This is a genomic window from Mycobacterium sp. 852002-40037_SCH5390672, assembly GCF_001665875.1.
Lineage (GTDB): Bacteria > Actinomycetota > Actinomycetes > Mycobacteriales > Mycobacteriaceae > Mycobacterium.
Map to the genome: position 1 here is coordinate 1 of NZ_LZTA01000133.1, position 25,186 is coordinate 25,186.

General features: G+C 66.3%; 25 protein-coding genes and 1 pseudogene. 15 read left to right on the forward strand and 11 right to left on the reverse strand.

Going from position 1 to position 25,186, the window contains the following annotated elements; translation table 11 throughout:
* The 3 genes and pseudogenes from A5782_RS26360 to A5782_RS23815 form a co-directional block, all read left to right on the forward strand.
* Positions 1 to 486 (forward strand): annotated as a pseudogene (locus A5782_RS26360) (hypothetical protein); the annotation flags it as partial.
* 83 nt (positions 487 to 569) lie between these two features.
* Complete coding sequence (locus tag A5782_RS23810) at positions 570 to 1,562, forward strand: permease (RefSeq protein WP_067104701.1); 993 nt, start codon at positions 570 to 572, stop codon at positions 1,560 to 1,562.
* On the forward strand, positions 1,562 to 2,299 hold the full coding sequence (locus A5782_RS23815) for a TIGR03943 family protein (RefSeq protein WP_067104703.1): 738 nt from the start codon (positions 1,562 to 1,564) through the stop codon (positions 2,297 to 2,299). Before A5782_RS23810 ends, A5782_RS23815 begins: the two co-directional genes overlap by 1 nt.
* Before the next feature lie 10 nt (positions 2,300 to 2,309).
* Here A5782_RS23815 and A5782_RS23820 read toward each other — a convergent pair whose 3' ends face one another.
* From A5782_RS23820 to rpmB, 5 genes are read right to left on the reverse strand one after another with little or no spacing between them, the layout of a single operon-like run.
* A complete protein-coding gene (locus tag A5782_RS23820; RefSeq protein ID WP_067104705.1) occupies positions 2,310 to 2,699 on the reverse strand; it encodes a hypothetical protein in 390 nt (129 codons plus the stop codon).
* Entirely contained in the window at positions 2,696 to 2,962 is a 267-nt protein-coding gene (gene rpsR, locus A5782_RS23825; RefSeq protein WP_067104707.1) for a 30S ribosomal protein S18, read from the reverse strand. The genes A5782_RS23820 and rpsR overlap by 4 nt, the downstream gene beginning before the upstream one ends.
* Positions 2,962 to 3,267, reverse strand: a complete 306-nt coding sequence (gene rpsN, locus A5782_RS23830; RefSeq protein WP_067104709.1) for a 30S ribosomal protein S14 — start codon at positions 3,265 to 3,267, stop codon at positions 2,962 to 2,964. Before rpsN ends, rpsR begins: the two co-directional genes overlap by 1 nt.
* Before the next feature lie 2 nt (positions 3,268 to 3,269).
* A complete protein-coding gene (gene rpmG / locus A5782_RS23835) occupies positions 3,270 to 3,434 on the reverse strand; it encodes a 50S ribosomal protein L33 (protein ID WP_067104711.1) in 165 nt (54 codons plus the stop codon).
* Positions 3,434 to 3,670, reverse strand: a complete 237-nt coding sequence (gene rpmB / locus A5782_RS23840) for a 50S ribosomal protein L28 (protein ID WP_067104713.1) — start codon at positions 3,668 to 3,670, stop codon at positions 3,434 to 3,436. Before rpmB ends, rpmG begins: the two co-directional genes overlap by 1 nt.
* Positions 3,671 to 3,776: 106 nt before the next feature.
* Here rpmB and mrf point away from each other — a divergent pair, with 106 nt between their 5' ends.
* Together mrf and A5782_RS23850 are read left to right on the forward strand one after the other, a co-directional pair.
* On the forward strand, positions 3,777 to 4,973 hold the full coding sequence (mrf, locus tag A5782_RS23845) for a ribosome hibernation factor-recruiting GTPase MRF (RefSeq protein ID WP_067104715.1): 1,197 nt from the start codon (positions 3,777 to 3,779) through the stop codon (positions 4,971 to 4,973).
* Entirely contained in the window at positions 4,970 to 5,260 is a 291-nt protein-coding gene (locus A5782_RS23850) for a type B 50S ribosomal protein L31 (RefSeq protein ID WP_067104717.1), read from the forward strand. The genes mrf and A5782_RS23850 overlap by 4 nt, the downstream gene beginning before the upstream one ends.
* Positions 5,261 to 5,299: 39 nt before the next feature.
* On the opposite strand, the gene A5782_RS23855 is transcribed toward A5782_RS23850, so the two are convergent.
* The 6 genes from A5782_RS23855 to A5782_RS23880 all read right to left on the reverse strand — a co-directional run bounded on the left by A5782_RS23855 (position 5,300) and on the right by A5782_RS23880 (position 11,000).
* Complete coding sequence (locus A5782_RS23855; protein WP_082943073.1) at positions 5,300 to 6,175, reverse strand: metal ABC transporter permease; 876 nt, start codon at positions 6,173 to 6,175, stop codon at positions 5,300 to 5,302.
* Positions 6,172 to 7,017, reverse strand: coding sequence for a metal ABC transporter ATP-binding protein (locus tag A5782_RS23860; RefSeq protein ID WP_067104719.1), 846 nt, complete (start codon positions 7,015 to 7,017; stop codon positions 6,172 to 6,174). Before A5782_RS23860 ends, A5782_RS23855 begins: the two co-directional genes overlap by 4 nt.
* Before the next feature lie 6 nt (positions 7,018 to 7,023).
* A complete protein-coding gene (locus A5782_RS23865; protein WP_231986768.1) occupies positions 7,024 to 7,950 on the reverse strand; it encodes a metal ABC transporter solute-binding protein, Zn/Mn family in 927 nt (308 codons plus the stop codon).
* A gap of 117 nt (positions 7,951 to 8,067) precedes the next feature.
* On the reverse strand, positions 8,068 to 8,481 hold the full coding sequence (locus A5782_RS23870) for a Fur family transcriptional regulator (protein ID WP_067104727.1): 414 nt from the start codon (positions 8,479 to 8,481) through the stop codon (positions 8,068 to 8,070).
* A 332-nt stretch (positions 8,482 to 8,813) separates the two neighbouring features.
* On the reverse strand, positions 8,814 to 9,791 hold the full coding sequence (locus A5782_RS23875) for a hypothetical protein (protein ID WP_067104729.1): 978 nt from the start codon (positions 9,789 to 9,791) through the stop codon (positions 8,814 to 8,816).
* A gap of 12 nt (positions 9,792 to 9,803) precedes the next feature.
* Positions 9,804 to 11,000, reverse strand: coding sequence for a cupin domain-containing protein (locus A5782_RS23880; RefSeq protein ID WP_067104731.1), 1,197 nt, complete (start codon positions 10,998 to 11,000; stop codon positions 9,804 to 9,806).
* Positions 11,001 to 11,182: 182 nt separating this feature from the next.
* Between A5782_RS23880 and A5782_RS23885 the strand changes: the two genes are divergently transcribed.
* The 10 genes from A5782_RS23885 to A5782_RS23930 all read left to right on the forward strand — a co-directional run bounded on the left by A5782_RS23885 (position 11,183) and on the right by A5782_RS23930 (position 25,157).
* Entirely contained in the window at positions 11,183 to 12,088 is a 906-nt protein-coding gene (locus A5782_RS23885) for a class I SAM-dependent methyltransferase (protein ID WP_067104733.1), read from the forward strand.
* A gap of 240 nt (positions 12,089 to 12,328) precedes the next feature.
* Entirely contained in the window at positions 12,329 to 13,819 is a 1,491-nt protein-coding gene (locus A5782_RS23890; protein ID WP_067104735.1) for a PPE family protein, read from the forward strand.
* Between the two features lie 438 nt (positions 13,820 to 14,257).
* Positions 14,258 to 16,111: a type VII secretion AAA-ATPase EccA gene (gene eccA, locus A5782_RS23895; protein ID WP_067104737.1), complete on the forward strand. Its 1,854-nt coding sequence runs from the start codon at positions 14,258 to 14,260 to the stop codon at positions 16,109 to 16,111.
* Positions 16,108 to 17,742 carry a type VII secretion protein EccB gene (gene eccB / locus A5782_RS23900; protein WP_067104739.1) on the forward strand — a complete coding sequence of 545 codons (1,635 nt, stop codon included), beginning with the start codon at positions 16,108 to 16,110 and terminating at the stop codon, positions 17,740 to 17,742. The genes eccA and eccB overlap by 4 nt, the downstream gene beginning before the upstream one ends.
* Positions 17,739 to 21,707, forward strand: a complete 3,969-nt coding sequence (eccCa, locus tag A5782_RS23905; protein WP_067104741.1) for a type VII secretion protein EccCa — start codon at positions 17,739 to 17,741, stop codon at positions 21,705 to 21,707. Before eccB ends, eccCa begins: the two co-directional genes overlap by 4 nt.
* A 43-nt stretch (positions 21,708 to 21,750) precedes the next feature.
* Positions 21,751 to 22,059 carry a PE family protein gene (locus A5782_RS23910; protein ID WP_067104771.1) on the forward strand — a complete coding sequence of 103 codons (309 nt, stop codon included), beginning with the start codon at positions 21,751 to 21,753 and terminating at the stop codon, positions 22,057 to 22,059.
* A 3-nt stretch (positions 22,060 to 22,062) separates the two neighbouring features.
* Positions 22,063 to 23,553: a PPE family protein gene (locus tag A5782_RS23915; RefSeq protein ID WP_067104743.1), complete on the forward strand. Its 1,491-nt coding sequence runs from the start codon at positions 22,063 to 22,065 to the stop codon at positions 23,551 to 23,553.
* Between the two features lie 73 nt (positions 23,554 to 23,626).
* Complete coding sequence (gene esxG / locus A5782_RS23920; RefSeq protein ID WP_067104745.1) at positions 23,627 to 23,920, forward strand: type VII secretion system protein EsxG; 294 nt, start codon at positions 23,627 to 23,629, stop codon at positions 23,918 to 23,920.
* Positions 23,921 to 23,962: 42 nt separating this feature from the next.
* A complete protein-coding gene (locus A5782_RS23925) occupies positions 23,963 to 24,253 on the forward strand; it encodes a WXG100 family type VII secretion target (RefSeq protein ID WP_067104747.1) in 291 nt (96 codons plus the stop codon).
* Positions 24,254 to 24,263: 10 nt separating this feature from the next.
* A complete protein-coding gene (locus A5782_RS23930; protein WP_067104750.1) occupies positions 24,264 to 25,157 on the forward strand; it encodes an ESX secretion-associated protein EspG in 894 nt (297 codons plus the stop codon).
* Positions 25,158 to 25,186 lie beyond the last annotated feature (29 nt).

The following is a 25,186-nucleotide window of genomic DNA, read 5'->3' on the forward strand; positions in this document are numbered from 1 at the left end:
ATGCGATCGTCGGCAGCGTCAGATGTGTATAAGAGACAGCCACCGGGCTTCACCCCTCCCTACCTGATAGGGCCCGGCCTTGGGCTCAGCTCGGGGATGAGTTCCAGCGCCAGCTCCAGCGCGAGAAGGAAGGCGCCCGAGCCCGATGCCGCCGCGGCGGCGGCCGCCGCATCCGCGCGGGAAGCAGCGGGGGCGCGTCGACGGCAGCGGCAGCGGCAGCGGCAGCGCGGGTATGGCGATGAGTTCATGGACATGAACGTCGAGGTCGACCCCGATTGGGGTGCACCACCGAGCGCCGAGGCGTTGGCGTCGGCGTCCGGAGCCGGCCCGCTGGGCTTCGCCGGCACGGCGCGCAGCGCGGTGGCCCCTACCGCGAGCGGACTGGCCACGCTGGCCGGTGACGAGTTCGGCGGCGGTCCCACGATGCCGATGACGCCCGGCACCTGGGAAGGCGGCGGCGCGGACGAAGAGGCGCAGGACGGCTAAAGCCGGGACAGCGCCCCGGAATAAGCCGGCCGCGCCGGCTTGTCCGGAGCCTCGGTCTGTGGGCGCGCTGCGATAATGACACGATGACGACGCTGAAGTCCGGCCGCAGGTTCCGGCTCGGGTCGATGGAAGTGCTGGTGGGCATTCTGTTGGCTTGCGCGTTTGCCGCGTCGACGCTGCGGAATGCGGTCTTGGACAGTGCGGCATTGTCGACGGTGGGCACCGTGTTCTGCGGGGTTTTCGTGCAGGCGGTTCCGTTTTTGGTGCTCGGGGTGGTCGTCAGTGGGCTGATCGCCGTCTTCGTGTCGCCGGAGCGCTTGGCGCGTTGGCTGCCGCGTCGTCCGGCGGTGGCCGTGGTAGCGGCCGGCATCGGTGGGGCGGCCCTGCCGGGGTGTGAATGTGGGTCGGTTCCGCTGGCACGACGATTGTTCGGCGACGGAGGTGCCACCGGAGCCGCGGCACTGACGTTCATGCTGGCCGCGCCGGCGATCAACCCGGTCGTCCTGGCGGCCACCGCGGTGGCGTTTCCTGGTGCGCCGCAAATGGTTTTCGCCCGGCTAGGCGCGTCGTTGCTGACCGCGGTCGTGATGGGCTGGGTGTGGTCGCGCTGGGGCCGTCCGGAGTGGATCACCCGTCGACTGCCGACCGCGGGGGCGCAGAGCGAATCGCGTTGGGTGGTATTCGCCGAGGCGGCCCGCCACGACTTCCTGCAGGCCGCATCGTATTTGGTAGTGGGTGCCGGCGCGGCGGCGTTGCTTCATGTGGTGGTGCCGCAGTGGGTGTTCTCACATCTGGCGTCCGACCTGATCCTCGGAGTCGCGCTGATGGCCGTCTTGGCGGTGGTGCTCGCATTGTGCTCGGAGGCGGACGCGTTTGTGGCGGCCAGCATGACGATGGTGCCGTTGTTGCCCCGGCTGGTGTTTCTGGTTGTCGGCCCGGCCGTCGATGTGAAGCTGTTCGCCATGCAGGCGGGCATGTTCGGCCGCGCTTTCGCGGCACGCTTCGCGCCCTGCACCTTCCTGGTGGCAACCGCAAGTGCCTGTGCGGTGGGGCTATTCGTCCTGGGTGGTCGCTAATGAGCCGCGAAACCGAGAACACCGTTTTGCTGTTGGTGGGCATCAGCATCGCCGTGATCGCGGTGTCGGGCAGTTTCACCCGTTACGTCAAGCCGGGACTGCTGCTGTGGCTGGCCTTCTCAGCGGTGCTGCTCATCGGGCTGGCGCTCGTGGCGATCATCGGCGATATTCGCCGGGGCGGTCCTCGGACGGATGATGCGACCGGCGATCACGGTCACGAGCATTCCCATCGGGCCGGCATCGTGTGGTTGCTCGTCGTTCCCGTCCTGGTTTTGATGTTCGTGTCGCCCCCGGCGCTTCGGCCCTCTGCCGCCGCACCGTCGGTGTCGTCGGTATCCAATGACGTTCTGAATAGGTCGTTTCCGCCGTTGCCGCCGGGCCGGTCCCCCGAGGTGTCGCTGCCGGAGGTATTGATGCGCGAGGCACACGACACCACCGGATCGTTGAAGAATCGATCGATCACGGTGACGGCCTTCGTCCTCAACGAGGCACAGGGTGTGGATCTTGGTCGCGTCGTCATCATCTGTTGTGCCGCCGATGCGCAGTTGGCTCGCATCCATCTGCGTGGCCCCGCCGCCGGCGGCGCCGCCGGGCTACCGGACAACACCTGGCTGCGGGTAGAGGGTCAAGTCACACCCGCTACGCGGCAACCGAACTCGGACGCGATCCCGACACTACAAGCGGCCGTCGTCACGCGGATCGACGCTCCGCCCAACCCCTACGCGTATCCGCACTGACGGCCTTGGGTCAATTGCTCCGACCGGCGTTACGCGCCCAGAACCGGTGGCGGCCAAGCGGTCTGGGTACTGGCATGTTTTCCCACTGCCCCAGCTCCAGCCAATCGCTCAGCGCCGCCGCGTCATCGCTATCGGCGATGGGGCCCACCCAATGGGGCGGCCCGCACGCCGCTCGGTCATTCGTGCAGGGTTGCACCACGGCCATCACGCCGCATCCGGTGGGGCGGGAGGCGCAGGTGAGTGGTCCGAGCATGCAGACAGCCTCGACCAGCATGGAGTGTGGGCAGCGCCGGATGGTGGGACGCAGTTCGTCGATGACCGACATGTGATGATTGGCGGTGCAGGTGGCACAGACGATGACGGTGAACGGGCGGTCGGTACCGCGATGCGCAGACGTCACCGTGCCGTGTTCCCTCCGGGGTAGGGCAGTAACGCCATTTCGCGTGCGTTCTTGATCGCCGTCGCGACCTGTCGTTGTTGTTGGACGGACAGGCCGGTGACCTGGCGGGAACGGATCTTGCCGCGCTCGGAGATGAACACGCGCAGCGTCGCGGTGTCCTTGTAGTCGACCACGTCCAGCCCGAGGCCGGCGAGCAAATTCTTTTTGGGCGCGCGGCCTTTCGGCAAGGGCGGCCGACGGGTGCGCGCAGTTTTCTTGGCCATTACCAGCTCGCTTTCCGCACCCCGGGTAGCTGCCCGTTATGAGCCAGCTCGCGCACCCGCACCCTGGACAGTCCGAACTTGCGCAGATACCCGCGTGGACGCCCGTCGACTGCGTCACGATTGCGCAGTCGCACCGCGCTGGCGTCGCGGGGCTGGCGGGCCAATTCCGTTTGTGCCGCGGTCCTTTGTTCGGCGGTGCTCGATGGGGAGCGGATGATGTGTTTGAGTTCGGCACGGCGTTCCGCGTAGCGCGCCACGATCGCCCGGCGACGGTCGTTCTTGACGACTTTGGATTTCTTGGCCATGCTCAGCGCTCCTCTCGGAATTCGACGTGGCGGCGGATCACCGGGTCGTACTTGCGCAGCACCAGCCGGTCGGGGTCGTTGCGCCGGTTCTTGCGGGTGATGTAGGTGAATCCGGTGCCCGCGGTGGAGCGCAGTTTGACGATGGGGCGAATCTCGTTGCGCGCCATCAGATTCGCTGCCCTTCGCGGCGCAACCGGGCCACCACGGCCTCGATGCCGTCGCGATCGATGACCTTGATGCCTTTGGCGCTGACCCGCAGCCGGATCCGGCGGCCCTCCGACGGCAGGTAGTACGTCTTGAGCTGGATGTTGGGTGACCAACGCCGAGAAGTTCGGCGATGGGAATGCGACACCGCGTTACCGAAACCCGGTCGCCGGCCGGTCACCTGGCAATGGGCGGACACCGTGCACCTACCTCTCTAGCTTATTGAAAATCATTTTCGACAAGTTCTGCCAGGCACGGTACCGTAAGAGTCGCCCAGATGAAAATGATTACCAACAAGGAGGGTGATGCGGACACCCGTCATCCTGGTCGCCGGCCAGCAGGACACCGACGCGGTTGTGGGTACGCTGCTGCGGACCCCGGGAACGCTGGTCGTCGAGCACCGTTTCGACGGCCACGTGGTACGCCGAACGATGGTCACGCTGTCGGATGGCGTCTTGACGAGCACCGAGAGTGGACTCGAGCTCGCGCACGGCTGCGTGTCGTGCACCATCCGTAACGATCTGTTAATCCTGTTGCGCCAGTTGCATCGCCGCGACGATGTCGACCGGATCGTGGTGCACTTGGCGCCCTGGCTGGAACCCGAACCGATTTGCTTCGCCATCAACCACGTTCGGGTGCGTGTGGCGCCAGGATATGTCGACGGACCCGCGGCCCTGGATGTGTCGATCGCCGCCGTGGTGACCGCGGTCGATTCAACGACGTGGCTGAACCAAGCTCTGGGTGAGGACGAACTCGACGACGGGCGCACCGAGGCCCAAGTGGTGATCGGTCAGGCCGAATTCGCCGATGTGGTCGTGCTCAATCGCGCCGATCCGTTCGTGGCTGCCGTGTTGCGCCGGTTGTGCCCGCGCGCCCGCGTCCGGGTGGGCGCCGAGGACATCGAGGATGCGCTGAACAATCTCTACCGCGACGCGCGCTGCGGTCGCAGCGACGACCCCCACGGTCCGCTGCTGGCCGGGCAACCTCCGCTGGACTCCCGCGGGCCGATCAACCTGATGGAGTTCGATGCCCGACGCCCCTTCCATCCGCAGCGCCTGCACGCGTGCCTGGATCTGCTACTCGACGGCGTGATCAGAACCCGGGGGCGGCTGTGGCTGGCGAGCCAACCCGAACAGGCGATGTGGCTGGAATCTGCCGGCGGCGGCCTGCGGGTCAGTTCGGCCGGCAAGTGGCTGGCCGCCCTGAAGGGTCCGGAGCTCGACGGCATCGACGCGGAGCGACGCGCGTTCGCCGAGCTGGGCTGGGACGACCTCTACGGCGACCGGCACACGGCGATGGTCATCCTGGTATGTGGCGCAAGGACCGCCGACATTCTCGATGCCCTGCACGGTGCCCTGCTCACCGACGAAGAATTTCTGTCTCCGCACGAGTGGATCCACTACGACGACCCGTTCGGCGACTGGCACGAAGAACCGTGTGAAGACTTCGCCGAAGCCATCGACAACGCAGCCCGAAACAGGCAGGATCCAGATCGTTCATGAAGCCCGACATCCATCCCGATTACCACGCTGTCGTCTTCCAGGACGCCAACACCGGTGCGATGTTTTTGACCCGCTCCACGCTCACCAGTGCGCGCACCGTCGAATGGCAGACGCCGCAGGGGCTTTCGACCTACCCACTGGTCGTCGTGGAAGTCACCTCGGATTCACACCCGTTCTGGACCGGCAGCCGCCGCATCGTCGACACTGCCGGACAGGTGGAGAAGTTCCGCCGCCGCTACGGCAGCCGGCAACCCGCCCCGGGCAAGTCCGACGCTGAAGCCCCCTAGCGCACAAGAAGTGTCGGGCAATCCGGTGCCGGTACCTCACTACTTGTCCGCTACCTCACGTGGGCCGAACGTCACCCACTTGGCTGCGCGGCTGCCGGCGATGGACTGGCGCAAACCTGGGCTGGCCAGCCGGACTACTGCGTAGATCGCGAAGCTGATGCTGCTGATGAAAACGCTGGCTTTGACGTTGGGTCGAAGCAGGCCCAGTAGCAGCCCGCCGTCGGCGGCGATCAACGCAAATCCGATCGACAAGGCGATCAGCACCGGGGTGCGTGCGGTGAGCCGGGTGGCCGCGGCTGCGGGTGTAATCGCCAGGCTGAGGACGAGCAGCGTGCCGACGATCTGAGCGGCTTCGGTGACGGTCAGCGCGAGCAGGTAGACGAACAGCAACCCCACCAACCGGGTCGGAACCCCGCGTGCGAGTGCGACGTCGGGATCGACGGATGCGAAGAGCAGCGGGCGGTACAGCAGCGTCATCGTGGCGAGCACGGCGACCGCCACGACGATGAGCAGAGCGATCTGGCTGGGGCTGACGCCGAAAAGTTGTCCGAACAGTATGTTCGTGGCGGCCGTGGCGAAGCCCGTATACAGCGAAAGCAGGTACACGCCCACACCCAACCCGAAGGCCAGGATCACCCCGATCGCGGAGTTTCGCTCGCGGGGACGGTCGCCTAACAGCCCGATGGCGGTGGCGACGACGACCGATCCCAGCAGCGCTCCCAACACAGGGTTGTTGGCGACGAGCAGGCCGGCCGCGGCGCCGGTGAACGCGAGCTCGGCGGTGCCGTGCACCGCGAACGCGAGGTCACGGATGATCACGAACGGGCCGATCAGGCCCGCGGTCACCGCTACCAGGGTGGCCGCGATGAGGGCGTTCTGGACGAACGTGACGTGCAGATAATCCCACAGCGTCACCGCGCCACCACCTTGTCTTCTTGGTTGGCATGGTCGTCCGCCGTCCGCACTGCCTCCGGTGCGCCGACGATGATGATCCGCCCCTGCACGCGCAGCACGTCGACGGTGGTTTGGTACAACTCCGAGAGCCTGGCGCTGGTCAGCACCTCCTCGGGAGCGCCGATCGCCCAGCGGGTGCCCACCAGGTAGAGCACCCTGTCGACGACTCCCAGGATCGGGTTGATCTCGTGAGTCACGAACAGCACCGCAATGTTGGAGGCGCGGCGTTGTCGGTCGAGTGTGTCAACCACCTCGGCCTGGTATCTGATGTCCAGTGACAGCAGCGGCTCGTCACACAACAACAGCTTCGGGTTCCCAGCCAGGGCCTGGGCGATTCGCAGGCGTTGCTGCTCTCCTCCAGAGCACCGCCCGATCGGGGCGTCGGCGAACCGGGACGCCCCGACGGCATCGACCGCGGTTTCGATGCGGCGACGGCGCCCCAGGCTGGGCAACCCGATTCCCCAGCGATGACCGTCAACCCCGAGCCGCACCAGATCACTGCCCCTGAGCGGCAGATCATGTTCGAAGCCCCGCTGTTGCGGGACGTAGCCGATGGTGTGGTTGCCGCGACGCGGCGGGGCACCGCACACCAGTGCCGATCCCGACGACAGGGCGGTCAATCCGAGCAGCACCTTGACCAGCGACGTTTTGCCCGAGCCGTTGGGGCCCAGCACCGCGACGAACTCGCCGGGTGCCACCGCGAGGTCGACGTTCTGCCACAGCGACCGCGAACCGTAGGCCAGCCCGGCGGCGGACAACTCGACGGTCGGTTCCGTGGATTTGGGGTCGGCCGAGATCGTCATGTTCGGCTACTTTCCTAACGCGCTGGTGAGCTCGTTAATCTGCCGCAGTTGCCAGGCTTGAAAGTTCGCGTCGGTAGTGGGCAGCGTTTCGCTAACCCCAACGATCGTCACTCCACTTTGCTGGGCGAGGGCCTTCAGAGTGTCGGTAGCCGGACTGGTGGCCTGGGCGTTGTACAACAGGACCTTGATCGCCTTATTTTTCACCGCGGTGTCTATCGCCGAATTGTCGGCGGGGCTGGGGTCGTTGCCGTCCTCGATGGCTTGGGCGAACGAGGCGGGCGTGGCCAACTTCAACCCGGCGGCGTCCAGGAGGTAGCCCGGCACCCGCTCGGTGTAACCGACCGGCGCGCCGGCGTACTTCGTTTTGATATTCGCGATTGCGGCGTTAATGGGTGCCAGGCTGTCGCTGAACGCCTTCGCGTTGCCCGTGAAGATCCGGGCGTCGGCCGGGTCGAGCGCGCCGAGCTGAGCGGCGATCGCTGAGCTCACCTGGGGAACCTTGGCGATGTCATACCAGATGTGCGGGTTGGCGTTGGTCCCCGAAATCTGCATCACGTCGGCCGCAGTGAGCACTTTGCGGTCCGGATTGGGCGATGCGGACAGCATCTTTCCCATGAAATCGTCGTAACCTAGGCCGTTGACGATGACGAGCTGCGCGCCGCTCACCGCGGCAGCGGTTCTCGCGTCGGACTCGTAGAGATGCGGGTCGGCATTCGGATCGCTGATCACCGATGTCACGTTCACATGGTCGCCGCCGATTTGCTTGGCGATGTCGCCCCAGAAATTCTCCGCGGCCACCACGTTCACCTTCGTCGACGAGCCCGAGGACGGCCGCGGCGGCGAATGGGAACCACAACCGGCTAGCGCCAGGGCGACCGTCGACAGGACGGCGATAACCCTCACCGTGGCACGAGGACGCTGGCGGGCAGTCACATGGGGCTCCCGTTCGGATGGCCGATAAAGCGACAACGATTTTCATTAGCATAGGTGCTGCCGTTCCGAGGGGGAAGCCAAGCCGTCGTGCGATGCATGGCAGTGCTACCGGTCTGTTCAAGCCTCACGACATCGGGGGCAGGTCCCATAGAGGTCGATGTAATGAGAGACATCGGCGTAGTGGTGTTCGGTAGTGAGCTCCGTAGTGTGCTTTTCCAGGGCGGTCGGGGTGAACGCCACCGCATCGCCGCAACGCCGGCATACCAGGTAGTGGCGGTGCTCGGACCCGGTGCGCAGTCGGTAGAGATTCTCGCCGTCCTCGGCGCGCTGTGTTTCGGCGATGCGCTCCTCGGCCAAGGCGTGCAGTATGCGGTAGACGGTGGTCAGTGCGATCCGGGTGGCCCGCTGCTGGCAGATCTCGAAATAGAGCTGTTGCGCGCTGCGGAAATTATCGCCGCTGCTCAGCACGTCGAGAACAGCTTGGCGTTTTATGGTGCTTCGACGTCGTCGTCCTGCCGGTGCCGCGGGCATGGCTGCGCTCCTTTACCGTCTGTTCCCATGGCACTCGCCGGTCCAGTGCGCCGTCATGGTGACCACGACTTCGTTCTGGTCGCTAACGGGTTCCGGGACCGTGCGTTACGGGCCGGGCTTCCTCGGCGGTGCCGGGCGTGGCGGCATCGCATATACCGACGGACCTATCCGAAAGCGAGAACAACACCGGTGGGGAGACTTGCGACGCTGAGTATAGGCGATCACATAGAAATGATAATCGTTCTCAAAAAATTGGCCAGATGATGACGCCGATACACGCGGAGTTCGCCGAGGACGGCAGGCGCGAGTTCATCTGCCACGGTGCCGCGCGCTCAATCTGTATCCGCGCACCCGGCCGCCACCGCGAGCGCGCGGTAGCCGGGCTCGGCGAAGCGGCGAGCGGCCTGAACCGTCTCCTCAGTGATCGGGCGCTGCTCGGGGATATCACCGGTAAAGATCCGGGGTTTCGCATCTTTGGCATACAGCCGGGATTCCGCGGTCATGCGGGGGACGGCGGCACGGTCGACCTCCAGCCCGAAATGTGACGCCACGGTCAGCCATACCGCAGCGGGCAAGTCGGCGTAGTCGATACAGAGTCGCCCCGCCGGATCGCCGGCGGCCGCCTGCAGCATCGAGCCGAGGGCGCGGGCGGCGAACTCGGCTCGAGCCATCGCCGGGACCGCGGCCGGGTCGAGGCCGAAGCGCGCGGCGGCCCGCTTCGGTGCGGCCTGTAGGCCGAGCCACCCGGGCGGTGTGGCCAACAGCGAAGCCAGCACGCGCACCGGGTCGCGCTGAACCCAGGCCCAGGGGGTTTCCGGAAAGGCGGCGGCGAGGATTGGCCGGCGCCGGATGTTCCAGCTCGAGCATTTGAGCACCAGCCGCCGTTCGTCGCCGTGGCGGCGTCGGCCCAGTGCCCGCACTACGAGCCGCACAACCTCAGTCAACTCGGCGTCATCGACCCGATCGTGCTCCTGCCCGAGCAGCATGTTCAGCGGCGCCGGCTCGGAGAGGACGACGACGCCGGGAAGTGTGCCCAGCAGCCGGGACACGAGCGTTGATCCACAGCGCGAGAGGTGAAAGATCATGCCCGCCGGCTCGAGCGACGGCTCGCTATCCAGAGCGACAAGCGCCTCGAGTCCCGTCCGTACCAGCGGCCGGGCCCGCGGGCCGGATGCCCACCGCGCCAGCGTCTGGTCGAAGAACGGTTCGACAAAGCGCTCCGCTGACAGGTCCGCCCAAAAGACCACCGGGGAAGGCCCGGAAAAGTCGAGCCGGACCGGCGTCCAGCGGGCGAGATCGGCGAGCTCCATCGACAGGTCGAATCAGTCCGAGACCGGAACCAAAAATCCGCTCACGATCAAGGATCGGGCGAGTTCCAGCTGCTGCTGCGCGGTGAGCTCAGGTAAATCGCCAACCCGAAACGGCCCGGAGCTTGCCGAGATGAACTGCATCGCGGCTTTGTGGTCGGCAGTAGCGCCCACCGACAGCGTCGCAAACTGCAACTCAACGCGATCGGCAACAGCTTTCACCCGCGAGTAGAGGGGCTGGTACTTCTTCACCAGTGTTTGTCCGTCGATTCGTGCGGCGTTCGAGACAGGACCGATGGGCGGGCATTGGCCACGGCGGACCAAGACATCCGCCAACGCGTCTAGACCCCCTGCGAGCGCGGTCGGATCCGCAACGGTTTTGAACGCGTCACACATCAAACCGCCCACGGTTTCCCGCACCTGCGCGTCATCGAGATGACGCGCAGGCAGCGAGGCGTTGAGACGGTCATCGTGGAAACTCTGCGAATACAGCGCCCCGATGGCAAGCATCAACAGAGTGGGCGCGTGGATTCCGACGGTCAGATGCATGGATGGCTCGGAGTCTGTCTCGGCCGCATGCACCCTGCCACGGGGCAGGTACAACGCGTCGCCGGCTTCCAGATGCAAGTCGGTGGGCAACGGCAGGCCCTCGGTGGGTACCGCGTTGTCTTTTTCGCGCTGCATCTCGCGTAGCGGTACGTCGGCGCCCTCGTACAAATGCCAGGTCTTGGATCCCTGGATCTGCAGGATCAACACATCGTGGCCGTCGTAGTGGGGCACCAGCCCCTGCGACTCGGGCGGGGAGATGTAGGCATTGACCTGTACCGGGAAGTTCAGCTCGACCTCGATCGAGCGGGACAAGGAACCGATCGCGCGCACGTAGCGCTCGATGCCGTCCATGACGATGGTGTAACCGTCGGCAAAGTCGTTGCGGACGCGGAGAATATCGAGGCTGCCGTCACCAAGCCGGTAGCTGTCGCCGGCCTTCTTGTCCTTTTCCCTGACCAGGCGTAGCGCCGACGGTTCGCGGTGAAAGAGCTTCAAAAGTTCATCGAGCACCGGCGGGCCCGACAGCAGGGTATCGAAATAGCCAGGGCGGCAGCGCTTGACGTGGTAGTGCGTTTTCGCCCATATCTCGTCGAGAAACGTTTCCACGGTAAGGGGTTGAAGCAACCAGCCTAGCGACGGCTCGATGGTGAGCTCCCCAAACATCGTCGTGACAAATCAGCAAGGCCCCGCCTTGCCGGCATCCCAGTATGACGGATTCACGGCTCAAGGGGTTTCGACGACCGGGCCTCAGCCGCCGACTGCGGCGGCCAGTTATGCCAGTGTTTCCATAACCGTTGCGCGCCATCGGAAAAGGCGCGTCGGACCGACGGCGTAGTGTGGGTCGGGTGCGAAGCGAAGGCGATACCTGGGACATCACCACGAGTGTGGGTTCGACCGCGTTGTTCGTAGCAACGGCCCGGGCGTTGGAGGCGCAAAAGCCCGACCCGCTGGCCGTGGATCCCTACGCGGAGATTTTCTGCCGCGCCGTTGGCGGTTCCGCGGCGGACGTCCTTGACGGCAAGGACCCCGAGCACCAACTGAAGACCGCCGACTTCGGCGAGCATTTCGTCAACTTCCAGGGCGCCCGCACCAAGTACTTCGACGAATACTTCCAGCGCGCGGCAGCCGCGGGCGTGCGGCAGGTGGTCGTCCTGGCGGCGGGGTTGGATTCGCGTGCCTACCGGTTGGACTGGCCGGCCGCGACGACCATCTTCGAGCTGGACCAGCCGCAAGTGCTCGACTTCAAGCGTGAGGTCCTCGCCGGCGTCGGCGCCCAACCGCGCGCCGAGCGCCGTGAGATCGCCGTCGACCTGCGTGAAGACTGGCCACAAGCATTGCGCGACAGCGGCTTTGACCCGGTCAAGCCGTCCGCCTGGATCGCCGAGGGCCTGTTGATCTACCTCCCGGCCACCGCCCAGGAGCAGCTGTTCACCGGTATCGACGGCCTGGCCGGCCACGGCAGCCACGTCGCTGTCGAGGACGGTGCCCCGATGAAGCACGAGGAGTTCGAGGCCGCTGTGGCCGAAGAACGCGCCGCCACCGCGCAGGGCGACCAGCGGGTCTTTTTCCAGCTCGTCTACAACGAGCAGATCGCGCCCGCCACCGAATGGTTCGGCAAGCGCGGCTGGAGCGCGGTCGGCACGCCACTGGCCGATTACCTTCGACAGGTCGGCCGCCCACTGCCCGGCCCCGATACCGAAGCCGGTCCGATGATCGCGCGAAACACGCTGGTGAGCGCCGTTCGAGCCTGAGAGGCTCAGAAGACCGCCGCCATCGCTGATCATGGCCGGTTTTTCATGAGTTTTCCATGAGTTGGCCGCGGGCCGGAACTTTCGCTTACCGCTGCCCGACTACTACCGGGCTAACCCGTACGCCGTCACACAGCCCAGGCGGTCGTTGAAGTAAGCCCGGCGAGGAGTCTTGGCCATGGCGCCATGCGTTTGTTCGCACGGATCGGTCGTTTGGTCGATTGTGGTACCGGGCGCGCAGGCATGACAGCACCGGTGTGGATGGCGTTTCCGCCAGAGGTCCATTCCACGCTACTGAGCAGCGGCCCTGGGCCCGCCGGCTTGTTGGCCGCGGCCGCGTCGTGGACGTCGTTGAGCGAAACCTATGCTTCGGTGGCCGACGAGCTCAGCACAACCTTGGCCGCGGTACAGGCCGGGGCGTGGGAAGGGCCCAGCGCCGAGCGATACGTGGCCGCGCACGTGCCCTATTTGGTGTGGCTGACACGGGCCAGCGCCGACAGCGCGGCGGTGGCCGCCCAGCACGAGGCCGCGGCCACCGCCTACACCGCTGCGTTGGCCGCGATGCCGACCTTGCCGGAACTGGCCGGCAACCACGCCGTGCATGGGGCATTGTTGGCGACGAACTTCTTCGGGATCAACACGATTCCCATCGCGCTCAACGAGGCCGACTACGCGCGGATGTGGACTCAGGCGGCCACCACCATGTCCACCTATCAGGCGGTCTCCACGACGGCGGTGGCCTCCGCGCCGCAGACCGATCCGGCGCCACAGATCGTCAACAGCAGCGCTAGCTCCAATAGCTCCGACAGCGGGGACGGCGGCTACCTCGACATCGTCGACAACGACTCCGGTGACCCCTACGACCTGAGCTGGTGGCTAAACCGTTGGCTGGAAATCCCGCAGACCATCGGGCGGGATATCACCCTGATCGAACACAACCCGGCTGCGGGGCTGGCGCAGCTGTTGCACGACATCATCGGGCTGATCCTGGACGAATTCGTGCACGCGATCCAGGTTTTCCAGGCGTTCCCGCAACTGCTGGCGCTTCCGGTCCTCGTGCCGGCCGGAGCCGGCGGAGGATTCGCGGCCCTGACCGCGCTGGCCGCGATCCAGCCCGCAGCGCCGGCGCCGGTCCCCGCCGTGACGCCCGCGCCCGCACCCCAGGCCACGAATATGCCGGCGGTGGCCGCCAGCCCCGCCGCGGTGAGTGCCGCGGCCCCGGCGCCGTCGTCGGCGCCGACGTCAGCACCCTCGCCCGCATCGACCCCTGCTGCCGCACCCGCAGGGTCACCACCGCCCGCCGGCGTCGAAGGCGCCGCCTTCCCTTACCTGGTCGGCGGCCCCGGCATCGGCACCGGGGCCGGTTTGAGTAGCAGCGCCCAGCGCAAGGCGCCGGAGCCCGATGCGGCTTCGGCCTCCGCGCCGGCCGCGGCTTCGGTATCTGAACGACAGCAGGCGCGGCGGCGCCGTCGGGCGGCCATGGAAGACCATTACCGCGGCTACGAGTTCATGCATCTGGAACCCGATGCCGGAACGGCACCGCCGCCGGCTAGGGATCCGGCCCTGCCAGCCGCCTCGTCGGTGGCATCGGAGCAGGGCGCGGGGCCGCTGGGCTTCGCCGGAACGGCGCGGCAAGACACCGCGGAGGCGACGGGGTTGACGACGCTTGCCGGTGACGAGTTCGGCAACGGGCCCTCGCTGCCCATGTTGCCGGGCAACTGGGAGTCCGATTAGCGGGAACTTTTGGGGCCCGTCAGCCGACTAGTGGCTGGTTGTTAGTTCCGCCGGCCATTCTCAAGGCGGTCGTCAAGCTCGATCCACTGGTGAGGAGTCGCTGCCATGGCCAGGCCGGCGCGGGATGGTCCTAACCCCGAGGGTTCGACGCCGGCGCTGTGGCGGGATCGGCCAACGCGCCTGGGTGCGACCCGGCCGGTATTGATAATGACAATGATTGTCAGTAAGGTAACGTCTCGCTGTGAGTCTGTCGGGTTCGCGGCTGTGAGTATGCCGAAAGTGCGGCGAATTGCTACCCATAAAACCCTCATCGGCGGTAAAAGAAGGGCAGAACTGTGGTGAGCCAGAAGGGCTCGAACGGCTCGACAGTTAGCTTATGCAATGCTAACTTCAGGCGGGTTAGGTTAGGGGAGGCTACGCATATGAGAACAAGCGGCCGTGGAACGCGGTGATGTCAGCATGCTGACTGCTCAGCCGGTTAATACTCGGGTCGATGTCAGGGTCGACGGCGACATCGTCAGCCGGTTCGCCACCTGTTGCCGCGCGCTCGGCATCGCGGTCTACCAGCGTCAGCGTCCGGCAGATCTGACCGCAGCTCGCTCCGGGTTCACCGCGCTGACCCGGCTCGCTCATGACCAATGCGACGCCTGGACGGGGCTGGCCGCTGCGGGCGACACGTCCTTTCGGGTGCTGGAGGCTGTTTCGCGCACCGCGGCCACGTCCGGCGTGTTGCAGCGACAGGTGGAGCTGACGCCCGGCACGGTGGGCTTCCGCTACGACTCCGGGCTGTATCTGCAGTTTCACGCTTCCAGTACCGATGAATTTCACCTCGCCTACGCTGCGGGCCTGGCGGCGGGCGGACGATTTGCTGAGGCCGACGAAATCGTTGGTCGCCTCACCGCGAGCCGCCCGAACTGGCGTGAGGCGCGCTGGGTGGCCGTCGTCATCAATTACCGTGCCGAGCGCTGGTCGGACGTCGTCAAGCTGCTGACCACGGTGGTCAACGACCAAGACCTCGACGCCGCGTTCTCGCACGCGGCCAAAATCACGCTGGGCATCGCGCTCGCCCGGCTCGGTATGTTTGCCCCGGCGTTGTCCTATCTCGAGGAACCCGAGGGTCCCGTCGCGGTGGCGGAGCTCGACGGCACCCTGGCCAAAGCGCTCGTCTTGCGCGCGCACGTCGACGAGGACTCGGCAAGCGAAGTTCTGCAGGATCTGTACGCCGCCCATCCCGAAAACGAACAGGTCGAACACGCGTTGTCCGACACCAGTTTTGGGATCGTTACCACCACCGCCGGCCGCATCGAGGCCCGCACCGACCCGTGGGACCCCGAAACCGAGCCCGGTCCCGGCGATTTCGTCGACCCCGAAGCCCAGGAGCGCAAGCGCATACTGCTGGCAGAGGCCGAACGCGAGCTCGACGAATTCATCGGCTTGGACAAAGTCAAAGACCAGGTGGCCCGACTCAAGAGCGCGGTCGCCATGGAGCTGGTGCGTAAGCAGCGCGGGCTCGAGGTGGCCCAGCGTACCCACCACCTGGTATTCACCGGCCCACCCGGGACCGGAAAGACCACCATCGCGCGGGTGGTCGCCAAAATCTATTGCGGCCTTGGCCTTTTGAAGCGGGAAAACATCAAGGAGGTGCACCGGGCCGACCTGATCGGCCAGCACATCGGTGAGACCGAGGCCAAGACCAACGCGATCATCGACAGCGCACTTGATGGCGTGTTGTTTCTCGACGAGGCCTACTCGCTGGTGGCGACGGGTGCCAAGAACGACTTCGGTCTGGTGGCCATCGACACTCTGCTGGCCAGGATGGAGAACGACCGAGATCGGCTTGTGGTGATCGTCGCGGGATACCGCGCCGACCTGGATCGGTTCCTCGACACGAACCAGGGTCTGCGGTCGCGGTTCACCCGCAGCATCGACTTCCCGTCGTACAAGTCGCCTGAGCTGATCGAGATCGCGAACTTCATGGCCGCCAAACGCGACAGCGCATTCGACGAGTCCGCGCTCCATGATCTCGAGGCGTTGTTTTCGCATCTGGCCGAAGTGTCAAAAGCGGATGCAGCCGGGGTGGAACGCCGAGGCCTCGATATCGCCGGTAACGGCCGATTCGTTCGTAACGTGGTCGAAAAGTCGGAAGAGGAACGCGAATTCCGGCTGGATCACTCCGAGCACGCCCAAACCGGCGAGTTTACCGATGAGGAGCTGGTCACCATCACCGCCGAAGACGTCCGCAATTCGGTTGCTCCGTTGCTGCAAGGCCTCGGTCTGCAGGAGCCGGCATGACCAACCCGGAGCCATCCGGCGAGCGCCGATCGTTCTCCTCTCGAACACCCGTCAACGACAACCCGGACCAGGTCGAGTACCGGCGCGGTTTCGTCACCCGCCACCAGGTCAGCGGCTGGCGATTCGTGATGCGGAGGATCGCCTCCGGCATCGCCCTACACGACACCAGGATGCTCGTTGATCCGCTGCGCACCCAGTCGCGCGCGGTCTTGATGGGCGCGCTCCTGCTGATCACCGGGCTGGCGGGCTGCTTCGTGTTTTCACTGATCCGGCCCAGCGGGACGGCGGGTACCAACGCCGTACTCGCCGACCGGTCAACCGCCGCACTGTATGTACGCATCGGTGACGATCTGCACCCGGTGCTCAACCTGACCTCGGCCCGGCTGATCGTGGGCCGTGCGGTCAATCCCACCACGGTGAAAAGCAGTGAGCTGGACCGGTTTCCGCGCGGCAACCTGATCGGCATCCCCGGCGCCCCCGAACGCATGGTGGAAAACCCCTCGCACGACGCGAACTGGACGGTGTGTGACGCCGTCAGCGAAACTGCTTCGGGCGGCCATGCCGTGCACAGCACGGGCGTCACGGTGATCGCCGGCCGGCCGGACAACAGCGGCGCGCGGGCGACCACGCTCGGGTCCAAGCAGGCGATCCTGGTCGACTCCCCGAGTGAAAAGGGCGGCAGCACCTGGCTGCTGTGGGATGGCAGGCGCAGCCAGATCAACCTGGCCGACCACGCGATCACGAACGCACTTGGTTTGGGACAGGGGAACTCTGAGGTGCCCGCGCCGCGGCCCATCGCGTTGGGCTTGTTCAACGCGATCACCGAAGGACCCTCGCTGACCGCACCGGTCATCCCGAACGCCGGCGCCCCGGCACCCTTCAGCGTGCCGGCGCCGATCGGGGCGGTGGTGGTGTCCTATGCCCTGGATCAGAGCTCGTCTGGTTCGCCCCGCTACTACGCGGTGTTGCCGGACGGCCTGCAACAAATCTCGCCGGTTCTCGCCGCGATCCTGCGCAACACCAATTCCTATGGGCTGGACCAACCTCCGCGCCTGGGTGCCGATGCGGTGGCCAAGCTGCCGGTGTCGCGGATGCTGGACACCGCGCGCTACCCGGATCAGCAGGTTGCCTTGGTCGACGCGGCCAAGTCCCCAGTCACCTGCGCCTATTGGAGCAAGCCGGCCGGGGCCGCCACCAGCTCGCTGAACCTGCTTTCCGGATCGGCCCTGCCGGTAGCGGAATCGATACGCACCGTCGACCTGGTCGGCGGCGGTTCCCCGCAGGACAGCCCGGTGGCCACCCGCGTCGCCCTGGCGCCGGGCACCGGCTACTTCACCCAGACGGTCGGCGGCGGCCCAGACACGCCCGGCGCCGGGTCGCTGTTCTGGGTGTCCGACACCGGTGTCCGCTACGGCATCGACAACGAGGCCGAGCACTCCACCGCCGCGCATGGCAAAACGGTTGAGGCCCTTGGTCTTAGCGGGTCTCCGGTTCCCATCCCATGGTCGGTGCTGTCGCTTTTCGCTAAGGGTCCGACGTTATCGCGCGCCGACGCGTTGCTGGCGCACGACGGGCTGACGCCCGACCAGAAGCCCGGCCACGTGGCATCAGCTGAGGGAGCGTCCCGATGAGCCGACTGATTTTCGAAGCGCGCCGCCGGCTGGCGCCACCGGTTACCCGCAAGGGCACCATCACCATCGAGGCACCGCCCGAGCTGCCCCGGGTGATTCCGCCTTCATTCCTGCGCCGGGCGATGCCCTACGTGCTGGTGATCCTGATCGTCGGGATGATCGTCGCCCTGTTCGCCACCGGGATGCGGATGATCTCTCCGCAGACGCTGTTCTTCCCGTTCGTGCTGCTGCTGGCTGCCACCGCGATGTATCGCGGCAACGACAACAAGATGCGCACCGAGGAGGTCGATGCCGAGCGCGCCGACTACCTGCGCTACCTGTCGGTGGTCCGCGACAACATCCGGACCCAGGCCACCCAGCAACGCGCCGCCGCGCAGTGGTCCCACCCGGAGCCGACAGCGCTGACCACCGTGCCCGGATCCCGCCGTCAGTGGGAGCGCGACCCGCACGATCCCGACTTTTTGGTGCTGCGGGCCGGCCGCCACCATGTGCCGTTGGCCACCGCGCTGCGCGTCAATGACACCGCCGATGAAATCGACCTGGAGCCGGTGTCGCACAGCGCATTACGTAGCCTGCTCGACACTCACCGCACCGTGCGCGACGTGCCGACCGGAATAGATCTGACCAAGGTCTCGCGGATCACCGTCATCGGCGCCGAAGACGAGGCGCGAGCGGCGTTGCGTGCCTGGATCGCTCAGGCAGTGACGTGGCATGACCCGACGATGCTCGGGGTGGCCCTGGTCACTCGCGACGTGGAGAGCCCCGAATGGTCCTGGCTGAAGTGGCTGCCGCACATCGACATTCCCGGTGAGGTCGACGGTGTCGGCCCGGCCCGCTTCCTGTCGACCAGCCCCGAAGAATTGGTCTCGGCGCTGGGCTCGGCGCTCGTCGACCGTCCGGCATTCACCGGAGAGCCCGCGGACGCACTGCGGCACCTGCTGATCGTCGTCGACGACCCCGACTACGACCTGACCGCGTCGGCCCTGGCGGTCGGCCGGGCGGGTGTGACCGTAGTGCACCGCAGCACCACAGCTCCGCACCGCGAGCAGTATTCGGACCCGGAAAAGCCGATCCTGCGCATCAGGGGCGGCGCCATCGAGCGCTGGCAGACCGGCGGCTGGCAACCCTACATCGACCACGCCGATCAGCTGGGTGCCGACGAGGCTGCGCACCTTGCGCGGCAGCTGGCGCGCTGGGACTCCAACCCGACCCACGCCGGGTTGCGCTCGGCGGCCACCCGCGGTGCCACCTTCACCACGCTGCTGGGTATTCCGGACGCGTCCCGCCTGGACGTACCCACGCTGTGGGCGCCCCGCCGCCGCGAGGACGAGTTGCGGGTTCCCATCGGGGTCACCGCGACCGGTGAGCCACTGATGTTCGACCTCAAAGACGAAGCCGAGGGCGGGATGGGTCCGCACGGCCTGATGATCGGTATGACAGGCTCGGGCAAGTCTCAGACCCTGATGTCGATTCTGTTGTCGCTGTTGACGACTCATTCGGCGGACCGGCTGATCGTCATCTACGCCGACTTCAAGGGTGAGGCCGGCGCCGACAGCTTCCGCGACTTCCCGCAAGTCGTCGCGGTGATCTCCAACATGGCGGAGAAGAAGTCGCTCGCCGACCGGTTCGCCGATACGCTGCGCGGCGAGGTGGCCCGTCGTGAGACGTTGCTGCGTGAGGCCGGCCGTCAGGTTCAGGGCAGCGCGTTCAACTCGGTGGTGGAGTACGAGGCCGCCGTCGCGGCCGGACATGACCTGCCACCGATCCCCACGCTGTTCGTGGTCGCCGACGAGTTCACGCTGATGCTGGCCGATCACCCGGAATACGCGGAGTTGTTCGATTACGTTGCCCGAAAGGGTCGTTCGTTCCGCATCCACATCCTGTTCGCGTCGCAGACGCTGGACGTCGGGAAGATCAAGGACATCGACAAGAACACCTCCTATCGCATCGGTCTGAAGGTGGCCAGTTCCAGCGTCTCCCGCCAGATCATCGGCGTGGAGGACGCCTATCACATCGAATCCGGCAAAGAGCACAAAGGTGTCGGCTTCTTGGTGCCCGCTCCCGGTGCGACTCCGATCAAGTTCCGCAGCACCTATGTCGACGGCATCTACGATCCTCCCCAAAAGGCGAAAACCTTTGTGGTTTCCGCTGTCCCGGAGCCGAAGCTGTTCACGGCCGGAAGAGTCGAGCCGGAGCAGGACACCGTGGTCACCAGCGTCGAGGACGACGAACTTGTCGGGCCGCCGCGCAGGCTGATCGCTACCATCGGCGACCAACTGGCCGGTTACGGGCCGCGTGCACCGCAGCTGTGGCTGCCGCCGCTGGACGAGCCGATTCCGCTGACTGCGGTGCTGGCTCGTGCCGGTGTGCCGCAGCGGCAGTGGCAGTGGCCGCTCGGTGAGATCGACAAGCCGTTTGAGATGCGTCGCGACCCGCTTGTCTTCGAGGCTGCATCGTCGGCCGGGAACATGGTCATCCACGGTGGCCCCAAATCGGGGAAGTCGACTGCGCTGCAGACGTTTATCTTGTCGGCGGCCAGCCTGCACTCGCCGCGCGAGGTCACCTTCTACTGCTTGGACTACGGCGGCGGAAAGCTACGCGCCCTGGAAGATCTGGCACACGTCGGCAGCGTTGCGTCGGCGCTGGAACCCGAACGTATCCGGCGTACCTTCGGGGAGCTCGAGCAGCTGCTGCTGTCGCGGCAGAGGCGAGAGTCGTTCCGGGACAAGCACGGTTCTGCTCCCGACGACGGCTACGGTGAAGTGTTCCTGGTCATCGACAACCTCTACGCGTTCGGGCGTGACAATACGGACCAGTTCAACACGCGTAACCCGTTGCTGGCCAAGGTTACTGAGCTGGTGAATATCGGCCTGGCGTATGGCATTCACGTCGTCGTCACCACGCCGAGCTGGCTGGAGGTGCCGTTGTCCATGCGCGACGGCCTCGGGCTGCGGCTCGAGCTCAAGCTGCACGACGCGCGGGACAGCAACGTGCGGGTGCTCGGCGCGCTGCGTCGCCCCGCCGAAGCCGTGCCGCACGATCAGCCGGGACGCGGCTTGACCATGTCCGCCGAGCATTTCCTCTTCGCGACACCGGAACTGGATCAGGTGGCCGCGCTCAATGCCCGCTACCCGGACATCACCGCGCCGCCCGTTCGGCTGCTGCCGACCAACCTGGTCCCCGAGGCACTGGGTGCGTTGTATCGCGGCCCGGAGCAGGTGGTCATCGGCCAGCGCGAAGAAGATCTCGCGCCGGTCGTGGTCAACTTCGCCGAAAACCCGCTGCTGATGGTGTTCGGCGACAGCAAAACGGGTAAGACCACGTTGCTGCGCCACCTCATTCGCACGGTCCGTGAGCACTCTTCGCCCGATCAGGTGGCCTTCACCGTGCTGGACCGGCGGCTGCACCTGGTCGACGAGCCGTTGTTCAACGACAACGAGTACACCGCCAATATCGACCGCATCATCCCGGCGATGTTGGGGCTGGCCAACCTCATCGAATCGCGTCGGCCGCCGGCGGGGTTGTCACCCGGCGAGCTGTCCCGCTGGACCTACACGGGCCACACTCATTACCTGATCATCGACGACGTGGACCAGATTCCGGACTCGCCGGCGATGAGCGGCCCGTATATCGGGCAGCGGCCGTGGACTCCGCTGATCGGGATTCTGTCGCAGGCGGCTGATTTGGGGTTGCGGGTGATCGTCACCGCACGGGCCACCGGATCGGGGCATGCGTTGATGACGAACCCGCTGTTGCGCCGTTTCAACGACTTGCAGGCAACCACGTTGATGCTGGGCGGCAACCCGCAAGACAGCGGCAAGATCCGCGGTCAACGATTCGGCCGGTTGCCTGCCGGGCGGGCGATTCTGTTGGGCGACAGCGATAGCCCCGCCTACGTGCAGCTGGTCAATCCGTTGGCCCGGGAGTCGGTGATCGAGGGCGCCAACGACGGTTTCGCCCACTGATGGCTAAGCAAGTGAGAACAGCAGGACCACGAAAGGGGTAATGATGACGTTGCGAGTGGTTCCCGAGGGACTGGCCGCCACCAGCGCTGCGGTGGAGGCGCTGACGGCGCGGCTGGCGGCCGCGCATGCGGCGGCGGCTCCGGCGATCACCGCGGTGGTGCCGCCGGCGGTGGATCCGGTATCGCTGCAGACGGCCGTCGGATTCAGCGCGCAGGGCCAGGAGCACTCGGCCGTGGCGGCCCAAGGCGTCGAGGAGTTGGGCCGCGCGGGGATCGGCGTCGGGGAAGCCGGCGCAAGCTACCTCGCGGGAGACACCGCGGCCGCCGCGACGTACGGGATTGCGGGCGCCTGACCGATGACCTCCCCCGCCGCGCCCTTCTGGATGGCTTTGCCACCCGAGGCGCATTCGGCGTTGCTCAGCGCCGGCCCAGGACCGGGACCGCTGTTGACGGCCGCCGGTGCATGGACCGCGCTGAGCACCCAATACGCCTCGGCGGCAGCCGAACTCAGTGGGCTGCTGGCGGAGGCACAGGCTGGGGCCTGGGCGGGACCGAGCGCCGAGCAGTACGTGGCGGCCCACCTGCCGTATCTGGCTTGGCTGCAGCAGGCCAGTGCCAATAGCGCCGCGCTCGCCGCGCAGCATGAGATAGCGGCGGCGGCTTACACCACGGCTTTGGCGGCCATGCCGACGCTGCCCGAGCTGGCGACCAACCATGTGGTCCACGGCGTGCTGATGGCGACGAACTTCTTCGGCATCAATACCATTCCGATTGCGGTCAATGAAGCCGACTACGCGCGGATGTGGGTCCAGGCGGCCATCACGATGGGCACCTACCAGGCCGTCTCGGGCTCTGCATTGGCCACGGCGCCGCGCACCACGGCGGCGCCGTCCATCGTGAATCCCGGCGGCCAAACCAACAGCCTCGCGGTCAACGCCTCGCAGAACACCTCCGGGGATTGGTGGCAGAACTTCATCCAGCAGTTGTCGAAGTTCCTGCAGGACTTCTTCCAGAACATCCAGCAGATGTTGCAGAACTTCTCCTCGAATCTGCCGGCGTTTCTGGCGGCCAACGGACCGCTGCTGTTCTTCGTTGCCTACCAAGTGTTTTTCAACGCCGTCGGATGGCCAACCTGGGGCGCGCTGCTGACCGCACCGTTCTTGCTGCCGATACTGCTGGGCATCGGCCTCAGTTCGTTGCTCACCCCGCCGGTCGAGGTCGCGCCGGATGCCGTTCCCGCCGTCGTGGCGCCGGTACCGACGTCGAACAGGCCGTCCATGCCGCCGGCGGTAGCGCTGGCTCCGACGGTGGCGACTCCCGCCGGCGCCTCGGCCGCCACGGTCGCCGCGGGTTCCGCCGCGCCCGCCGCGCCGGCGCCGGCGGTCGCGACCGCCAACTTCGCCTACCTAATCGCCGTCGGCGGTGACCCCGAAACCGGTGTCGGTCCCGCGCTGGGGGGTCGCGGCGGAGCCAAGGCGCCGGCGGCCACCGTCCCGGCGGCCGGTGTGGCGGCGCCGAGCCGGGCCGAGGCGCGGGCGCGGCGCCGTCGGCGAGCCCCGCTGCACGACCATGCCGACGAGTTCGCGGACATGGACGCCGACATCGGTGTACCGCCGGGCTACAGCGATGAGGAGCGGCTGGTTGCCGCGGTGGCGTCGGGAAAGGGAGCCGGAACACTGGGCTTCGCCGGAACCTCGCAGCAGGAGGCCACGTTCCAGGCGGCCGGATTGACCAAGCTGGCCGGCGGCGAGTTCGGCGGCGGCCCGCGAATGCCCATGGTGCCGGGCACCTGGGAGCACGATCCAGATCACCCGGCAGGCCCAACCGAGCATCGAGAAGGGGGATAAGACAGTCAGCACGATGCAGCTCGATACCCCAAACCCCAAGGGCAGCAAAGAGATCTAGGAGAAAGGAATCACTATGAGTATGTTGGACGCTCATATTCCCCAGTTGGTGGCCGCGCAATCAGCGTTCGGTGCCAAGTCGGGGTTGATGCGCAGCACGATCAGCCAGGCCGAGCAGGAAGCGATGTCGGCGCAGGCGTATCACCAGGGTGAGTCTTCGGTGGCATTTCAGGCCGCGCATGCCCGGTTCGTGGAGGCCGCTGCGCGGGTGAACACATTGCTTGATATCGCACAGGCCAACCTCGGCGACGCTGCGGGCACCTATGTGGCCGCCGACGCTGCCGCCGCGTCCGGTTACACCGGGTTCTGACACAGCCGCTTTAGAAGCCAACAACCCGCGAAAGGACTTGTGATGTCACAGATCATGTACAACTACCCGGCGATGTTGAGCCACGCCGCCGACATGTCGGGCTATGCCGGCACGTTGCAGGGGCTCGGCGCCGACATCGCCAGCGAGCAGGCGACGCTGTCCAACGCCTGGCAGGGTGACACCGGGATGACGTACCAGGTGTGGCAGGCCCAATGGAACCAGGCGATGGAAAGCCTGGTGCGGGCCTACCAGGCGATGTCCAGCACGCATGAGGCCAACACCATGTCCATGCTGGCGCGCGACCAGGCCGAAGCCGCCAAATGGGGCGGTTAGTACCGCCTGGATGAACGCGCAACCCAACGCCGTCGAGCTGACGGTCGATCATGCGTGGTTCATTGCGGAAACGGTTGGGGCGGGCAGCTTCCCGTGGGTGCTCGCGATCACCTCGCCCTATACCGATGCCGCAGAGCGCAACGCGTTTCTCGATCGTCAGCGGGCCGAGCTGACCGAGATGGGTCTGGTGTCAGAAAGCGGACTCATCAACCCCGCGGTCGCCGAGTGGGTCAAGGTGGTGTGCTTTCCGGAGCGTTGGTTCGACCTGCGCTACGTGGGCCCCACCAATCCCACCGGCGAGGACAGCGGGCTGCTGCGTGGCGTCGTCGCGCAGCGCGCCGGGATCACCGGCCGGCCCTCCAAGACGGTTGTCGCGCTGCGCAGCGCACAGCTGATCACGTTCACCGTGATGGAAATCGACGATCCGCGCGCGCTGGTTCCGGTCCTCGGCGTCGGGCTCGCGCAGCGAGCACCGGCTCGATTCGACGAGTTCAGCATGCCGACGCGGGTTGGGGCCAGGGCTGACGAGCGACTGCGTTCGGGCGCAACGCTTTCCGAGGTCCTCGACTACTTGGGTATCCCGCAATCGGCACGGCCGGTGGTGGAGTCGGTGTTCAACGGAACGCGCAGTTACGTCGAGATCGTCGCCGGCTGCCACCGAGACGGCCACCACGCAACCACCGAGGTCGGGATGAGCATTGTCGACGCGCCCGCGGGGCGGGTGCTGATCAGTCCGTCCCGCGCGTTCGACGGCGAGTGGATCTCCACCTTCGCACCCGGAACACCCTTCGCGATCGCCGTCGCGATAGAACAGCTGACCGCCCTACTGCCAGACGCCGGATGGTTCTGCGAACACCGGTTAGCCCGAGACTTTTCCCCTTCAACACTGTCCGTCCAACACTGATAGAAACTAGAGAAGAGAGCACGATGTTC

What these genes read in the sequence shown, in the direction of transcription:
- rpmG (WP_067104711.1), bottom strand. Translation starts at nt 3,434, where the DNA reads ATGGCGCGCAACGAGATTCGCCCCATCGTCAAACTGCGCTCCACCGCG.
- A5782_RS23875 (WP_067104729.1), bottom strand. Translation starts at nt 9,791, where the DNA reads ATGGAGCTCGCCGATCTCGCCCGCTGGACGCCGGTCCGGCTCGACTTT.
- A5782_RS23925 (WP_067104747.1), top strand. Translation starts at nt 23,963, where the DNA reads ATGTCACAGATCATGTACAACTACCCGGCGATGTTGAGCCACGCCGCC.
- rpsR (WP_067104707.1), bottom strand. Translation starts at nt 2,962, where the DNA reads ATGGCCAAGAAAACTGCGCGCACCCGTCGGCCGCCCTTGCCGAAAGGC.
- A5782_RS23880 (WP_067104731.1), bottom strand. Translation starts at nt 11,000, where the DNA reads ATGTTTGGGGAGCTCACCATCGAGCCGTCGCTAGGCTGGTTGCTTCAA.
- eccB (WP_067104739.1), top strand. Translation starts at nt 16,108, where the DNA reads ATGACCAACCCGGAGCCATCCGGCGAGCGCCGATCGTTCTCCTCTCGA.
- A5782_RS23850 (WP_067104717.1), top strand. Translation starts at nt 4,970, where the DNA reads ATGAAGCCCGACATCCATCCCGATTACCACGCTGTCGTCTTCCAGGAC.
- A5782_RS23870 (WP_067104727.1), bottom strand. Translation starts at nt 8,481, where the DNA reads ATGCCCGCGGCACCGGCAGGACGACGACGTCGAAGCACCATAAAACGC.
- A5782_RS23930 (WP_067104750.1), top strand. Translation starts at nt 24,264, where the DNA reads ATGAACGCGCAACCCAACGCCGTCGAGCTGACGGTCGATCATGCGTGG.
- A5782_RS23860 (WP_067104719.1), bottom strand. Translation starts at nt 7,017, where the DNA reads ATGACGATCTCGGCCGACCCCAAATCCACGGAACCGACCGTCGAGTTG.
- eccCa (WP_067104741.1), top strand. Translation starts at nt 17,739, where the DNA reads ATGAGCCGACTGATTTTCGAAGCGCGCCGCCGGCTGGCGCCACCGGTT.
- A5782_RS23910 (WP_067104771.1), top strand. Translation starts at nt 21,751, where the DNA reads ATGACGTTGCGAGTGGTTCCCGAGGGACTGGCCGCCACCAGCGCTGCG.
- A5782_RS23915 (WP_067104743.1), top strand. Translation starts at nt 22,063, where the DNA reads ATGACCTCCCCCGCCGCGCCCTTCTGGATGGCTTTGCCACCCGAGGCG.
- A5782_RS23890 (WP_067104735.1), top strand. Translation starts at nt 12,329, where the DNA reads ATGACAGCACCGGTGTGGATGGCGTTTCCGCCAGAGGTCCATTCCACG.
- A5782_RS23815 (WP_067104703.1), top strand. Translation starts at nt 1,562, where the DNA reads ATGAGCCGCGAAACCGAGAACACCGTTTTGCTGTTGGTGGGCATCAGC.
- mrf (WP_067104715.1), top strand. Translation starts at nt 3,777, where the DNA reads ATGCGGACACCCGTCATCCTGGTCGCCGGCCAGCAGGACACCGACGCG.
- rpsN (WP_067104709.1), bottom strand. Translation starts at nt 3,267, where the DNA reads ATGGCCAAGAAATCCAAAGTCGTCAAGAACGACCGTCGCCGGGCGATC.
- esxG (WP_067104745.1), top strand. Translation starts at nt 23,627, where the DNA reads ATGAGTATGTTGGACGCTCATATTCCCCAGTTGGTGGCCGCGCAATCA.
- A5782_RS23810 (WP_067104701.1), top strand. Translation starts at nt 570, where the DNA reads ATGACGACGCTGAAGTCCGGCCGCAGGTTCCGGCTCGGGTCGATGGAA.